Annotated in this window: 12 protein-coding genes; 6 read left to right on the plus strand and 6 right to left on the minus strand. The window is 37.5% G+C overall.

The features are described from left to right. Positions 1–62: 62 nt before the first annotated feature. Positions 63–1,562 (minus strand): phosphoesterase, encoded by a 1,500-nt coding sequence (locus AAHB12_RS09505; protein ID WP_342045128.1) that lies wholly within the window; start codon positions 1,560–1,562, stop codon positions 63–65. A gap of 999 nt (positions 1,563–2,561) precedes the next feature. Next, positions 2,562–2,774, minus strand: coding sequence for a hypothetical protein (locus AAHB12_RS09510; RefSeq protein WP_129731730.1), 213 nt, complete (start codon positions 2,772–2,774; stop codon positions 2,562–2,564). Positions 2,775–3,455: 681 nt separating this feature from the next. On the opposite strand from AAHB12_RS09510, the gene AAHB12_RS09515 reads away from it, so the two are divergent. Beyond that, a complete protein-coding gene (locus AAHB12_RS09515) occupies positions 3,456–3,650 on the plus strand; it encodes a hypothetical protein (protein ID WP_342045129.1) in 195 nt (64 codons plus the stop codon). A gap of 191 nt (positions 3,651–3,841) precedes the next feature. Then, positions 3,842–4,327, plus strand: a complete 486-nt coding sequence (locus tag AAHB12_RS09520; RefSeq protein WP_342045130.1) for a hypothetical protein — start codon at positions 3,842–3,844, stop codon at positions 4,325–4,327. Between the two features lie 244 nt (positions 4,328–4,571). Here the strand turns inward: AAHB12_RS09520 and AAHB12_RS09525 are convergent, their stop codons facing one another. The 3 genes from AAHB12_RS09525 to AAHB12_RS09535 all read right to left on the minus strand — a co-directional run bounded on the left by AAHB12_RS09525 (position 4,572) and on the right by AAHB12_RS09535 (position 8,499). Beyond that, positions 4,572–5,660, minus strand: coding sequence for a GerAB/ArcD/ProY family transporter (locus AAHB12_RS09525; RefSeq protein WP_342045131.1), 1,089 nt, complete (start codon positions 5,658–5,660; stop codon positions 4,572–4,574). A gap of 85 nt (positions 5,661–5,745) precedes the next feature. Next, positions 5,746–6,921 (minus strand): Ger(x)C family spore germination protein, encoded by a 1,176-nt coding sequence (locus AAHB12_RS09530; protein WP_342045132.1) that lies wholly within the window; start codon positions 6,919–6,921, stop codon positions 5,746–5,748. 57 nt (positions 6,922–6,978) lie between these two features. Beyond that, entirely contained in the window at positions 6,979–8,499 is a 1,521-nt protein-coding gene (locus AAHB12_RS09535) for a spore germination protein (RefSeq protein ID WP_342045133.1), read from the minus strand. 650 nt (positions 8,500–9,149) lie between these two features. On the opposite strand from AAHB12_RS09535, the gene AAHB12_RS09540 reads away from it, so the two are divergent. The 3 genes from AAHB12_RS09540 to AAHB12_RS09550 all read left to right on the plus strand — a co-directional run bounded on the left by AAHB12_RS09540 (position 9,150) and on the right by AAHB12_RS09550 (position 13,036). Beyond that, entirely contained in the window at positions 9,150–10,298 is a 1,149-nt protein-coding gene (locus tag AAHB12_RS09540; RefSeq protein ID WP_342045134.1) for a Gfo/Idh/MocA family protein, read from the plus strand. Positions 10,299–10,313: 15 nt separating this feature from the next. Next, a complete protein-coding gene (locus tag AAHB12_RS09545) occupies positions 10,314–11,195 on the plus strand; it encodes a sugar phosphate isomerase/epimerase family protein (RefSeq protein WP_342045135.1) in 882 nt (293 codons plus the stop codon). A 422-nt stretch (positions 11,196–11,617) separates the two neighbouring features. Next, entirely contained in the window at positions 11,618–13,036 is a 1,419-nt protein-coding gene (locus AAHB12_RS09550) for a sugar porter family MFS transporter (RefSeq protein ID WP_342045136.1), read from the plus strand. Positions 13,037–13,380: 344 nt separating this feature from the next. On the opposite strand, the gene AAHB12_RS09555 is transcribed toward AAHB12_RS09550, so the two are convergent. Beyond that, complete coding sequence (locus AAHB12_RS09555) at positions 13,381–14,463, minus strand: DNA alkylation repair protein (protein WP_342045137.1); 1,083 nt, start codon at positions 14,461–14,463, stop codon at positions 13,381–13,383. 294 nt (positions 14,464–14,757) lie between these two features. Here AAHB12_RS09555 and AAHB12_RS09560 point away from each other — a divergent pair. Then, positions 14,758–15,790: GIY-YIG nuclease family protein (locus tag AAHB12_RS09560; protein WP_342045138.1), on the plus strand; the 1,033-nt coding region annotated here is incomplete at its 3' end.

Consider the following 15,790-nt stretch of genomic DNA (forward strand, 5'->3'; position numbering starts at 1 on the left):
CGGAATATAATTCAAAGACGAGAAGCTACTACACTCCTCGCCAAATTTCTGTCTCTTCTAATCTATTTATTAGCCTTCACAAAGATTGGATTAGAGTAAAACCAAAGATCCGTCCAAGGATTCTCACCGCGAGGATCTACTTCTGGCTCTAATTGGTCAGTGTTTGTTCCACGTACACGAATGTATGAATCTTTATCTACGTTCTTTAATGTGTATGAGATCGTAATATATTCACCGTCTTGCTTCCAATCACCTTCGTAGAAACGTTTTACTACTTTTGTTGTCGGATTGGTAGCTGTTGAACGATCAGAAACTTGTCCAGTTACTTCACCAACGATTAGATCCACGCGTTTTACCTTTGGATTATCACCATGAGCATTGTTAGCATTTGGATCACGAAGTCGAATAGTCACTTCCACATCGGACTTCTTACCTGGTAAAGAAATTGTTTCCCCAATAGCTGCTGTATTACCGTTCCCTTTTCCGTTGCCAACTGCAAACGCCTTTATATCTAGTTCAGAGACCAAATCACCTGTTGTGATAAAAATGCGACCGTTGCGCAGGCCATCCATAATATCTTGGTAATCTTTTTCTGCTTTTACGTAAGTTTTAGAGTATTCCCCCGGCCAAAAATCACTTCCTCCATCTCGCCAGTTAACATGGGAGTCGGATGTGGATGTTACCCACCAGTGTCTTCCTTCCCCTAACATAGAATCCCATAAACCGCCAACCTGAGCGGTCATTTGATCAAATCCACCCATAGTTGCAGCATTTCCGTATCCGCCACGAGTACCATTCGAGTCAATAGATCCGTCTTGATTTATAGCACCTGCCTGATGACCCGGAGCGCCTTCCATGCCAACGGACACATTAGGTGCTGTATCGTTCCAGTTACGAAATTCCTGCGGTGTATCTTGCCCCCATTGTCCATAGCCCGTTGCGGAACGTGCTGGGTGGTTCGCAAACAGTACTGGAGGCTCGTCCAATTCTTTCATATAGTTCAATGCAGCAATCATATTAGATTCAGTATCCCGCGTTCCGTCATTTGGATATGGCTCACGCTTATTAAATTGACTTTCAATGTCGTAGAGTGTCTGTGACTCATTGTCATTCTTAGGAATGATGAGTGAACTATGATCAGCGGCAGGCGTATCAAATTCCATTCCGTAGAACTGAAGAACCTCCGGAACTGCCTGGCGAGACTTAATTAGCTCAGGGTATGCTTGTTCTAAATTCACTTTAGAATGGTTAGGACCGCCATGATCCGTTGTAACCATCCAATCAAGCCCATACTTCCTAGCATTTTCAGCATTTTTTACAGTTGGGTAAATAGCATCTCCACCCTGGATAGGAGTTGGAGGGTTTGTAGAATTGTCCCAGCCGACACTCCATTCGCTATGTACATGATGATCACCAGCAAGCCAAGCTCTATCTTTCTTTGACTTTTCTTCAGCTTTGGAGTTTTGGATATCTCCGTAAAAAGCCTGTGCCGTTAAAGCTGTAGTGGTAAGTACTGTTGTTGCTAACAATGGAATAGATTTCTTCTTTAATTGAAACCTCACTGCCTATCAACTCCCCTTATAATCTATTATGACATTTAAATATTAAACTGTTTTTGCAAATGTAATATTAATGAGCCTTATTAAAATTGTTAATTTGTTGTATTTTTTGTAAATTTTAAAAATATCTTACCCAAACGTCCTTCCCTACAGTGTTTAATGATATTTTTGTTTTTAATCTAAATATACAGTAATTGAAATTATCAAAACCATCGTTTAATATGATTAGATTGTCATTAAAATTAAGGGGGCTGGTGCAAAACACTCACATGCTTGCAATAGCTTTACATCCCAGACCATATTTTCATAATTGATACCCGTATGTCTTTTTTCTGTATGGAATTCATGGCGATCCCCCCTTTTTTAAAATAATACAGTTCCCGTTGACTTGCATGGAGCCGTCCTTTAGCTGTTTTTTAAAATAATATTTTTTATCTAAATTTTAATAATTTAAATACGGTCAATGAAATTCTTTGCGTTCTACCTCCAAATACAAATTATATATCCCCTATTCCTTTAATCATTACTTTCTTCCAACATACATATTGGTGAAATTGTTTTTTAATCCTATTCATACATCCCACCTTCAGTTAACATAATAATATTATAGAAAACTAAAAGACCGATTTCCCTATTTAGGTATAAACGCAACTTGTATGCTTGATTAATTAACATGCTCTTCATCTTACTTATGATTAGGATCCTTCCCGCATGTAATTGAAGCAAGGGTATCCTTTCGGTAAAATCTGCTAGGTAGCTTTGTATCGATTTGAAAAAAGGAAAATCGGAGTAGTTCCACCACATGTCTATGAAATTCAGATAATTCATTATCCCAAACGCAAAAACACTATCTTTTCTTGTCATGCTGCAGAAAGAATAGTGTTTTCCGTTTTTGTTTCCATCACACATCCTTGTAAAATAATAGTGTCGATATTGCGATGGTTTTGAGGTTTTTGTACCCAACACACCATTAGCAGGATTCAATGTATGTAGGAAACTGCCTTATAATACTGATTTATTTTTAGCTTTAGTCATTATCCTGTTATCTTTCTCTCTTGTTGAACTGCCTTTCTTTAACTCTTCCCAGATAGGAAAACCATCTTTATCAAAGTAAAGATTGTATAGAACTCCAGCGTCGTCGCGTTTCGTATTACGAAAATCACAAGTAACAACAACTAAGATGACTAGCAGTAAAACAAATATAAGAATGCCCATACCTATCCTCCATTTTCATAGATTCCCTACTTCCCGAACAACCTCGCCCGCAGAGAGTGCCTAGAACGCTTCTATTCTACGGCTGCATGAGTCTTTGTAATAACAGAACGTCTTTATTATAAAGAATGCTAGAATTATTTATGCCACAAACGATACCTAGATTCCTTGAATGTTAAACAATACTTCCTTAACCGTGCTATCCAACTTGTAGAAACTTAGATACTTCTCTTTACTCCAATACGTTGGCTCCATCCCTCCCTTCCCTTCCTCTATCTGTTATTCGGTTGCTATGAAATGTTATCCTGCCATTATAGTATGGATATTTTTAAGTAAATACTGGAAATATCTACTGTTTAAATGCTAGAGAAGCGGACATACTCAAAAGACATATACCCACTTACAAAAAACATGACTTTGCCGAAGACCCTTTTGACGATTATGGGAGAGAGCAAAATACGCGGGCGTATGATCCACTGGGCGAATAGATGCATACGCTTCGTTTCATCGACATTATGAGAATATTCAAGCAGCTTTTCAGTGATCCAACGTGGATGATTGAGAATAAAACACCTGAGGAATGGGAGGTCCCTATGTATATTTCGCTGTAAATTGGTAACCCTTATTAACGTTTTCTTTTATAAAATCAATAAAAATACATAGAACAAGAGGAGATAGTAGCAAATGAAACTTTTATACAATACGCGAAAGAGAGAATTGAAAAAAGAAGCTCTGCAGAAGGAAAAATTGCAAGTAGAGCGGTACATACAGCGCATTTATCATGAATTTGGGATAGAAATCAAGTATATTAATTGGATTTCATTGTCAGAAGACGATGCAAAAAATCTATATACTTTCTATAAACAAAAAAGGAAATAAATGCAGTTATAAAAAATGTCTATCGTTAGTCGATTATGCCTGGATACAACATGTTATCCAAGAAAACAGACCGCAAGTAAAGTCTTAAAAGGAATTTATAGGCTAACTGGGGAGCTATCTACACACGAACAATTTTGGGAATGATTTAAACAACGAATAATCTGGAGGTGCATATGCAACAGGATACCCTAGTGTTATATGATATTTCTGAAGAAGAGGTAGAAAAACAAGATTTTAGCGGGATTTTGAACACACTACGAAAAATGGAGAGCCAACATCCGAATCCTGCAAAGAAACTTATTCTTTCCTTCTCTGATTTTGAAGATTCTCATAAGGAAATTTGGGCATTTTCTAAGGTAAGAGCATATGCTGAAGTTCTTGTATTTCAACTATTCCCCGGCATTTTCTACTATCTATCTGAAGAATGTTCTTCAAGAACTACCATGCTTAATCTTATAGCTAATGTACATATTGGCGAAAATAGTATAGGATCTTCCAGAGAATATAGACAACAAAATGGGCAAGCTGATACGCAACTACCCATTCAAGTATCCTTGCCTATTCACAAAGCCTTGCAACTGGTAGAGGGAACACTTGCTTATGCAGAAATACACCAAAAGGAAGCAGAGGCACACTATATTGTAAAATGGATTCAAAGTTATGTCCTCTCTCACTAGAGGTAAAAATGTTCCTAAGACTTGCCCCGCTTGATGAGTATAACGTTCATTCTATTGAAGTTTGACTCATCTGAGTAATACATTTAATTTCTCATCCTTTTTATTGCAAATGATAATAACTTATAAAAAGCGATACTGTTCAGTATGAATAAATATACAATCCCCCCAATGAATAGAATACTCACTATGAACCCAGGATCTTGTAGTTTCTGTAAGATCATTTTTACCACTCTCCTTGTGGTTATTAATTGGTTATTTTTTTGTTTAAAATAATTATAATCAAGATATATACAGGTATTATTTGGTATATCATCATAGTGTACGGCCATAGCGCCGCTGCTCCTTCTGTTATCGCCCGCTGATGCGGGAGAGTTTTGAGATGAAAAAATGAATATCCAATTATACATATACCAACCAAAATAATCATGAATTTTTGATTCTTCACATTGAAGAGATACGATAAAGCTAACACAGCTCCATAGAAGTTAATAATCATTTTAAAAAGACCGCCCATAAAAAGGATAGCAATAAGAAAAACATCAAGATTCATGATAATGTCCCCTAGATTAATGGATAAAATAACTTCCAGCAAAGGGACCACAGAGTTTGCTGCTAGGCCCGTACCCAATACAGAAATAATAGTAATTTGAGAAAGCATAATGATAATTCCAGCTAAACTAAATGCTAAAAAAGATGTGAATCGAATAGACTTCTTTTCAGCTACAAATTTCCATAAAAAAAGAAAAACGACTATTTCACCGAATGGAAAAATTGTTACCTGAGGGAGTGCTTTTAAAATCGGAGTCATGCCATTTCTTAAAATCGGTTGTAGTTGAGTAATATCAAAATGCTGAGAGATTACACTTAAAACGAGAGATGTCAGAAGAAAAAATAAAAAAGCTGGCAATAGCATCTCAGCCGTTCGGGGTACAACCTGTTGCCCAATTAGCAGCATATAAATGACCGTCACTATGAAAACTCCGCCTATAATAAATGGCGGGGTATTCATAAGGGATGTAATTCTCATGATTTCTCCGAATTCAAAGAAATTTAAACATGCTTCATAAAATAGGTATCCTGCATACAAAAAAATCAAAGGTTTTGCAATCCATTTTCCCAATAAAATATTGATAACTTCAGCCAAATGATCTTCAGGAAAATGTTTGGTTATTTCCGTATATACCCAAAGTAAAATAAACCCAATCAGCATAGCAAGAAAAATAACGATCCACGAATCTTGCTTTGCACGATCCCCCAATAAAAACAGTGTTGTGCTTCCTATTTCATATAGTAAAATGAGGCAAAAAAGCTGATTTTTTGTAATCTGTTTCATTTCTTTATTCTCCATGCCGGCCATTATTTTTCAATTGATTCATTTCGGTTCAAATCACTAAAGTAGTATTTTATATTACTGAGCTTTAAAAAGGACCCTTCATTTCTCTAGCTCCTCTGATCGTCACGTCAACCTTTACAATCACTTGAATATCCGAAAGCTGTGCATCCCATTCTTTTTTCGTTTCATTCCATTTCGCAGGGTATTTTTTATTAAGAGCGCTGCCAAGCCCTAAAAAATCGGACCGGAGCTTTTTAGCTTTATTCACTGCTTGCATAACTTCTTTTCTAACAAGCTTCTCATTCTCTTGTTCCATGTTTCTGAAATACCGGAATCTTTCTTTAGAAGACTTGAGTTGGCCTCTCCCCTGTTCTTCCACAATCACGGCCTTTTCATGAATATCAATTATAAAAGATATCCTGTTTTCTTTTAAAACAGGTTTAATTTTCGCGCTTGCTTTGATGATTTCAATAGATGCCGATTTTCCTTTCTCAATTAAGGAAGGGAGTACAATAATTCCGCTGTTAACCTTTCCAGCTATCCAATTATATCCACGTGTCTCGGTTTCATTCAAATAACCAACTAACGTATCCTTTCTAAAAACAGCTCCACCAGAGAGCTTAATATAATCTGTTTTTGTTTTAGAGTTTTCTTCTACAGGATAACTATTTTTTTGGATCATTTGAAAGGAACCTGCAACAGGATAAATACCCGTTCCCAAAACCTTCTTATAAAACTCCAGTATCGTTAAATTAGCGGAACTATAATTAAATTTTTGATTTTCAATGATTCCTTTTAAATAATTAGCTTGTATCGTTTCAACTCCTTCCGGTTTCACCCCCAAAACCTCCCTCGCCTTTACACCTTTAGCAATACAAAGCCAAACGTATCCGCGAACTTCTCCTCCCCGCTTTAAAGAATCTAGGATGGGCAGCAATCCTTCTTTGGCAAGGTCGTCACTAATTACAATAACCTTATTATGAGCATAATGGTTTTTTCGATCAAATTCTTGAAGCATTTTCCGAATGGCCTGAAAAACGGTTTTTCCTTTATTTCTCACCAGTTTAACGGAAGATTTCTCTATTGAACCTTCCCCTTGAGCCACTTCGGGATTCACCACTTGGGCTGTCACTAAAATATCTCCTTTAGGCCCTTTATCAATGCCAATTGCCAGAACAAATCCAAGCTTTTTAATTTCTTGTTTGTCCCAACACCCTGTCAGCAAAAACAAAGAACATAAAATGAAACCGACGCGCTTCAATCGTATCCCTCCACCAAGAACCTTTTCGGTTAAATGATCATTCAACTGTTCAGTCGATTAAGGCTTTTTCTTTGTTAGCTGTAAAGGGGCTCTAATGATAACATCTTTCCAATCACCCCAGATTGTAGGCGCTAATGGGGCTAAATAAGGCGAACCAAAAGATTGTAAAGAAGTCATATGGGCAATAAAAAGAATGCTGCCAATCAAAATCCCATAAAACCCCAACACTCCCGCTAAGAATACTAATACCAACCGTGAAAAAACAATAATGTCATTTAACGGTGGAATGACCATACCAGAAATCCCCGTAAACGCCATAATAATCACTATCGGTGCACTTAAAAAACCTGCTTCAACTGCAGCCTGACCAATGATTAAAGTTCCAACAATCGTAGTAGCGGATCCAACCGCTCTTGGCATGCGAATGCCAGCTTCTCTGAGCAATTCAAAAGCCACACCTATCATAATGACTTCAAGAATGACTGGGAATGGTACTTTTTCTTCTGCAGAGGCAATCTTAGTTACTAAAATACTCGGAATCATAGCTTGATGATAGCTTGTCAAAGCCACATAGATTGCAGGTATATTTATGGTTAGAAATAAAGAAACAATCCTTAATAAACGCATCAAGGATGAAAGATAGGGTCGGGAATAATGGTCTTCACTTACTTGTATATTTTCAATAAAAAGATGTGGAACAGTTAAAACAAAGGGAGTACCGTTACAAAGAATAGCAACCCTTCCTTCAAGCATTTTCGCTGCAACAAGATCCGGCTTTTCACTGTTCCCAATCGTGGCAAAGAGCGAGTAAGGATGATCTTCAATAAGTTGTTCAATATAGCCAGATTCTAAAATGGAATCCAGCTCAATCCGTTTTAATCTTTCTTTGACCTCTTCTATCACTTTTGGATTCGCAACGCCTTTTATGTAACCAATGCGAATTTTAGTATGCGTTTCCTTCCCAAGTGTTAGTTTTTCAAATGTAAGATTGGGATTGATAATTTTTCTTCGAATTAAGGCTGTATTCACCTCAATATTTTCCGTAAATCCTTCGCGAGGTCCTCTTACAGTAACCTCAGTATCTGGTTCCGTAACACTTCTTGATTCAAATCCCTGTGTTTCAATAGATAACGCCGCACTGCATCCGTGTATAAATACCATAGTTTGCCCGGATAACACGCCGTATAATGCGTCTTGCATTGATTGTATCTCGTTCAAACTACTAACATTTAAAATGTTATCCTTGACGATTTGAAGTACGTTTTCAAACGGTTCCAGCATATGTTCATTTGTAAAATTCGCTTCCATCAAAGGCTTTAAAATGTTATGGCCAATATATTTATCATCAACTAAGCCTGACATATAACAAATAAAGATTTTTATTGGTTTCAGTACAAATCCTTGAAATTCTCTGAAGACAATATCATCATTGGTTCCTAATCTTTCTTTGACTATTTTCATGTTACTATCTAGATCCGTATGAATGGTATGGGAGAAACAATCGACTTTTTGTTTTGGTTGTGTGGATGTGATGCTTTTTTTTTCATTCTTTAAATAAAAACGAAATTTTTTGAACACCTACATCACCTTTCATTGATTATTCCAACCTATTAGCCCCGCCCATTAACAGATATATAAGAGGGGTTAATAGATCTTCCCTCCTTTAAGTACATACACTTGTTTCTTATTCTCATAACAAAGATTGGAATATGTATTAGTAAAACAGACGATTAACATAACTAGCCACCCGTAGTACTGATAGTAAAGTCTCTAATGTTATCTCCTTTTAATTAGAGGCACCGCTTATATGTACATTACTGTTTCCAATAAATACTTTAGTTATTCAGAAGACGATTGTCAGACTAACCTAAGTACCTATATAAATCCTTAGTTTCGTGATTGAGTCGAAATAATAGAAGAAGCAGACTATTTATCGCTCATACAATCATTATGCGCTGTCCATCAGTACGGTCCTGAATGAGATAAGCGAGTCGCTAGACTGCGGAAGGCAAAGACCAATGAATGCACCTATAGCCTGCCTTTGCTTCAGAAGGAAACACGATTGATTGCTATGCCAGCAAATTTTTGAAAACGCTACCTCAGGAAATATTAAAAGCAATATTATTAAGTAAATAAGCAACATAACTTAGTGTAATTGCATTTTACCTGTACTAAAATGAAATAGAGAAAAGCAATAAACAATAGTAAAACTAAAAGGAGAGAGACATATGAAAGAAGTAAGAATAGGACTTGTTGGTGCTGGATGGATGGGGAAAGCTCATACTAACTCTTTTGCAAACGCTCTAATGTTATTTGGACCTGAGTCTGGAAAACCTGTTTTTGAAGTTGTAGCTGATGTAAATGTTGAGGCAGCCAAGCTGGCATGCGAAAAGTTTGGATTCTCAAGATGGGCTGAGAACTGGCAAGAAGTTGTTACAGATCCACAGGTTGATGTTGTCGATATTGCTACACCGAATGCTTTCCACTATGAGGTTGCAAAAGCAGCTTTGGAAAACGGCAAACACGTGTATTGTGAAAAACCACTTACCCTTTCTGCAGAGCAATCAAAAGAATTAGGTGCACTTGCTAAACAAAAGGGCGTTGTGAATTATGTTGGGTATAACAATGTTATGAATCCTGCAAACGCTTATATTAAAGAACTTGTTTCTTCTGGAAAACTCGGCAAAATTATGAGATTCTCTGGAACGTACGATCAGGATGGATTGCTAGATCCAACATTGCCAATCACATGGCGTCATATTAATAAACATTCCGGAAGCGGTGCGCTTGGTGACCTTGGTTCTCACCTACTTAGCATTTCCCAGTTTATCCTTGGTGATATCAGCAGTGTAAACGCTTTATCCAAGATTGTGATCCCTCAAAGACCAAAACAAGCGGGTTCCTCCGAGCTTGCTGATGTAGAAAATGATGACTTGATCACAATTCTTGCCGAATATGAAAATGGAGCAGTCGGCACGATTGGGGCAAGCCGCGTTGCGACAGGACGTAAAAATTATCTAGCATTTGAAATTCAGGGCACTGAGGGTTCTGTCTACTATTCCCTAGAAAGAATGAACGAAGTAAATGTCTACTTTACGTCCGATGACAGTGCTGACAGAGGTTTCAGAAATGTATTTCTTGGACCTGATCATAAAGGATACAGCGCCTTCTATCCTGCATCCGGAATTGCAATCGGATACAATGACATGAAAGTGTTAGAGGCACATGAATTGCTTTCTGCTATTACAGCAGGTACACCATACGCATGTGATTTTGAGTTCGGCTGGAAAATTGACAGAACTGTAGACGCTATCTTAGAATCTGCCGCAGAAAAGCAATGGGTAGAAGTAGAAAAGAAACCTGTAGAAATTATTTAAGCGAGGAGAGAGAATATGAACATCAAAGTTGGTACAGCACCAGATTCTTGGGGAGTATGGTTTCCAGAAAACGAAAAACAAACACCTTGGGAAAGATGTATGAATGAAATGGCTGAGTCTGGATATGCAGGGATTGAACTCGGCCCATGGGGATACCTTCCTAATGAATACGATAGATTAAAGGAAGAACTTGAGAAACGAAATCTTGAGTTAACCGCAACAACGCTTGTGGGCGATCTTACATCCGATCGTAAGACAGAGGAACTGATTGCTTTACTCGATGAGATGGCCGTGCTTCAATTACGATTTGACAGTGCAAAATACGTGGTTTTAATTGACGATTGCTATACCGATCTGTTTACCGGTGAATTGGTAAGACCACAATTTCTAAACGATGCTGAGTGGGACAAGTTTATCACTAATATCCTAAAAATACGGGATCACGCGAAAGCCAATTATGGTTTAGAAGTGGTATTTCACCCACATGCCCAAAGCCATATTGAAACAGAAGAGCAAATTGAAAAACTCTTGCAGGATACGGATATTAATCTCTGCCTAGATACAGGCCATCATGCGTATGCAGATGGAGATCCGGTTGCCTTTATGAGAAAGCATCACAAACGAATTCCGTATCTTCACTTGAAAAGCTGTGATCTAAAGGTAAGAGAAAAAATGCAAGAAGAGAACTGGTCCTTTGCGAAAGCGGTAAGTGAGGATATCATGTGCGAGCCTGAGCTAGGTGTTGTGGATATGACAGCCTTCGTGAAAGTATTAGAGGATATCGACTTTAGCGGTTGGGCCATCGTGGAACAGGATATGTATCCTGCGCCTTTTGAGAAACCATTCCCAATTGCGAAAAGAACAAGAGAATATTTAACAAGAATCGGCATGGATTGATCATTGCTGTTTGAGAGACTGCTGAGAGCCTGTTCGAGAGGCTCTCAGCAACTCTGAATCTAAAATGATGGCTATTAAAAATAGTGTTATTTGGTAAAGAGTCCTTATAAATTTCATAAATGCTAGAAAGGTGTTCAGGGCAATGCTATTGAAAAAAGCACTAGATCTAACAAAGAGTATACATGAATATCGTCGGAATATAAACGATGTATCAATGAATAAAGAAAGTACTAGTCCAGAATTAACAATGTGCCGAAAATTAGATGGCGAAATTAGAATGTTACAAAAGATTTTATCTGGAGGACATTCTTCAGTAAGCAGCTAATATAAGCAGGAAAAATATTTTGGATAAAGCGTTCATTTCGTAAAATTCTTTTAAATGTAACAATACATGCATTACTAACAGAAAGGGGTAGTTTAACATGGAAAGTATCAGGAATACTGATAATTCAGTTGAACTGGAATATGATAAGAAAAAGGACCCTAGAAAGTTTTTGAAACTAATCACCATTGTATCCACTTTTGGCGGGCTATTATTTGGGTATGATACAGGGGTTATTAACGGTGCGCTTCCATTTATGGCTAGACCTGACCAATTAAATTTAAACCCTTTCACGGAAGGTTTAGTAGCAAGTTCTTTAGTATTAGGTGCTGCTTTTGGTTCCATATTCGGCGGGCGCTTATCGGATACTAGAGGGCATCGAAAAGCTATTATGTATCTGGCGATTTTATTTTTCCTTTCTGCACTTGGTTGCTCCATCGCACCAAATACAAATATATTGGTTATTTTCCGTTTTCTATTAGGACTTGCTGTCGGTGGTGCCTCTGTAATCGTTCCATCTTATCTTGCCGAAATGTCACCTTCAGAACGGCGTGGTAGATTGGTTACTCAAAATGAATTAATGATCGTTACGGGCCAATTTCTTGCTTACGTATGTAATGCAGTGATTGGAAATGTTTTCGGAGAAGCAGGACATGTATGGCGTTATATGTTAGTGATTGCCTCATTACCGGCTGTAGCGCTTTGGATTGGAGTATTGATTCTGCCTGAAAGTCCTCGTTGGTTAGCATCTAAAGGAAGAATGGCTGAAGCACTGAAAGTACTTAAACAGATTCGCAGCGAAAGTATCGCTGAACAAGAATTGAAAACGATTAAAACACGTATTTCAGAAGAGAAAAAAATAGCAAGAGTAAAATTTAAGGATTTGAATACACCATGGATTCGACGCATTGTCATTCTCGGTGCGGGAATTGGAGCTATCTCGCAATTAGTAGGGATAAACTCTATCATGTACTATGGAACACAAATTCTGCAAAATTCTGGTTTTGGCACAAAAACAGCATTGATTGGAAACGTAGCAAACGGAGTAATTTCTGTTATTGCAGTTATTGTTGGGATGTCCATCATGCACAAAGTGAATAGACGGACAATGTTTTTGACAGGTTTAATAGGTGCAACAATTGCGCTTATTGCGATCGGGATTGCTACGCTAACGCTTTCCGAATCTCCAATGTTACCATATATAGTATTATCAATGACAATCCTATATTTAGCTTTCTTTCAAGGAGCTATTGGTCCCATGACATGGCTGACATTATCCGAAATATTCCCTGCACGCTTACGTGGTATGGGTATGGGTACGGCTGTTTTATGTTTATGGATTTGCAACTTCTTAGTAGGATTATTCTTTCCAGTTCTTCTAGAAGGAATCGGACTTTCAGCAACATTCTTCTTATTTGCTGCGTTTGGTATTGGAGGAATCATTTTTATAGCAAAATACTTACCTGAGACAAGAGGATTGTCCTTAGAACAAATAGAGGATAATTTTAAGGCTTTATAGGAACTAATTGGTGCTGGATGATACAGTCTATTGTAAACGCTTTAACATCCATCAGGCTGAGCTAGGAACTTCTAGTATATCACCTATCACAGCCACTACTTATATGGTGAACTGAAGCCAAAAAGTTAAACATGAAGGCTAGGCAGCTTTCTGGGCATAAGTCGGTATTGAACCGGACTTATGCCTTTTTTCTTAATCTGTTTATGATTGTAATAGTATCTAAGCCTCTTCTACTTTGCCGTCGGCTCCAAGACCGTTTTCCACGACAAGTAATGGCTTTTGGTAACGATCATACATATGAATCAACTTCTACATTTTCTACTAAAAAAGCAAAAAGAATTTGCTTACCTCACCATAAAATCAAATGAGTTTCTTACTGCACCATTAATAATAATGGATAGTGAATGAACTCCTTCGTAATGTTTCCTGGTAGTCAAATCTTTAAAGGAATGTTTTCTTGAATAAGATTTAGTCTCCCCGCTTTTTATTTCCGTTTCCGTTATCTGAAATACTTTTTTGCTCCTATGCCCTTTAGATTTAACATAATCAATTGCATATTCAATCCTTATTTTAGTATGCTTTTCAGATTTGACCTGAAATGAGAAGGAAATCTCTTCTCCAATTGAAATACGATCAGGACTACAAGTGAACTGCAGGAATTGAATGGATTCATCATCCTTGTAACCAAAAATAGACAACACCCGCCTATCCCCTTTTTTCAACAAAGTACGGCAGGCATGCTTTACAATCCAGTCTGTATATGCATGCTTTCCATACCAATCCAAGGCAATTTGGATAACCAATTCCGGATGTGTTTTTGAGATGTCATTTAGATTATTGGCAACACTTTTGCGAACATAAAGTGATGAATCTGTTTTTAATTGCTCAAGTACAGGAAGAATTGGAGCGGGATCTTCCTTAAATTGCGGCAATGCTTGCCCCCAAGGAAGACTTGGTCTGCATCCCTCACTTGCAAGCCTTCGAACATGCCCATTAGGATGCTGCGCCCAAGCATTCATCTGACGCATCATTCTCTCTGGATCGCGGATGAGGAATGGCCTTATAGCAAACTCAGCTGATGACCTCTGCGTAAACCGTTCCAAAGCTTTCATAGAAAGCTCCCAATGTTCCTGATTTTGCCCGTACACTTCCACAAAGTCAGGAAAGAACAGATAAGGAAATCCTGTGCATTCCTCATCAATTTTAAATAAAACGTTCAATGCCTCTTCGTATTTCTGAGGCAGGTACTTTCCAAGAGATACACTTATCCGACGTATTCTGGCTTTCAATTCTAAAATATCCCAATCATTACCTAAAACAGCCGCAACAAATCCCTCAATATCGAAAGCACTATACGCCTCCCTGACCTTCCTGGCAAATTGGTAAAGAAATTCCTTATTATATATAGCTTTAAGTGGTTCTGCCATGTGTATTCCCTCCTATTCAGTTCAAGTATGTTATCTTTGTACACCCCTTAAAACACCTCACCTAGTATACAAAAATATGTAGACAAGAAACCAGGATCTCCCGCTTCCTTTGAGGTTAGAGATCTATGTAAGGGTTCCGTCCTATAGCTATCAAACTAAAACCCTATCGAAATGTATCTTAATCCAATGTCGTGATAAAATAATAGATAACATATTATCTTAGCAAAGGGATGAACTAACATTAATCTACAAGAAAAGGTAAAAAACCTGTCCTTATCCCCTGGAGTTTATCTTATGAAAGATTCACTTGGCCAGATCATTTATGTGGGAAAGGCTAAAAATTTAAAGAATAGAGTTCAATCTTATTTTCGAGACTCAAAAAGCCATTCTCCAAAGGTTAAAAAGCTTATAAATCACTTAAAAGATTTTGACTATATACTTACAGATACAGAATTTGAGGCTTTTATGCTGGAATGTAAATTAATCAAGGAATTAAAGCCAACATATAACAGAATGATGAAAAACCCACAATCCTTTACCTATATCGCCATCAACATGAACGAGGATTATCGCGACATTGAGATGACTTATAGCCCCATTGAAAATGATGGCAAACTTTATTTCGGCCCATTTACAAGCAAGAGCACAGTGGAAAGAGCAATTCAAGGTGTAAAAGAATGCTTTAAAATAAATTGCAGTAATCCTTCTCGAAAGAATACCGCATGCTTGAATTATTCTTTAGGTTTGTGCATTGGCAGATGCCTTGGGGGTTCTGCAGTGAAACAGTACAATGAGATAATAGACAAAATGATCGCTTTGCTGACAGGCACTGACATGAGTATTCTCGAAGACATGGAGCAAATGATGGTAGCTGCTTCTGAGAAGTATGATTTTGAAGCTGCTTCAAAATATAGAGACAATATAAGTGCAGTAAACTCCCTATTATCTAAAGAAAAGGTTATAGAATTCACAGAAGGAAACCACAATATCGTCACCATCGATCCCTTAACCGATTCTACTATTAAACTTTTTCTCATTAAGAGGACTAATGTGCTTTTTAGTCACAAATATTCACTAGAAAGCAGCTATATTGAACAGCTCAGTGAAGAAATAAAAACAAACATTTTAACGTATTTCAAAAGCAATGATCTAAATTCATCGATTGCTGTTAGCAGAGATGAAATCGATGAAGCGCAGATTATTTATAGTTATTTAAACAGTAACAACTGCTCCCATCTAATCATTCCAGACAAATGGCTTGACTCTGAGAACCTTTTCAACATAAATCTAGCACTTAATACAGTATTGAGAGGCCAAAAAGAAAACT

This window comes from Bacillus sp. OTU530, assembly GCF_038440375.1.

Bases quoted from the DNA above. Each gene is read 5' to 3' on its own strand.
- AAHB12_RS09510 (WP_129731730.1), bottom strand. From the start codon at position 2,774: ATGGGCATTCTTATATTTGTTTTACTGCTAGTCATCTTAGTTGTTGTT.
- AAHB12_RS09525 (WP_342045131.1), bottom strand. From the start codon at position 5,660: ATGAAACAGATTACAAAAAATCAGCTTTTTTGCCTCATTTTACTATAT.
- AAHB12_RS09555 (WP_342045137.1), bottom strand. From the start codon at position 14,463: ATGGCAGAACCACTTAAAGCTATATATAATAAGGAATTTCTTTACCAA.
- AAHB12_RS09515 (WP_342045129.1), top strand. From the start codon at position 3,456: ATGAAACTTTTATACAATACGCGAAAGAGAGAATTGAAAAAAGAAGCT.
- AAHB12_RS09545 (WP_342045135.1), top strand. From the start codon at position 10,314: ATGAACATCAAAGTTGGTACAGCACCAGATTCTTGGGGAGTATGGTTT.
- AAHB12_RS09550 (WP_342045136.1), top strand. From the start codon at position 11,618: ATGGAAAGTATCAGGAATACTGATAATTCAGTTGAACTGGAATATGAT.
- AAHB12_RS09540 (WP_342045134.1), top strand. From the start codon at position 9,150: ATGAAAGAAGTAAGAATAGGACTTGTTGGTGCTGGATGGATGGGGAAA.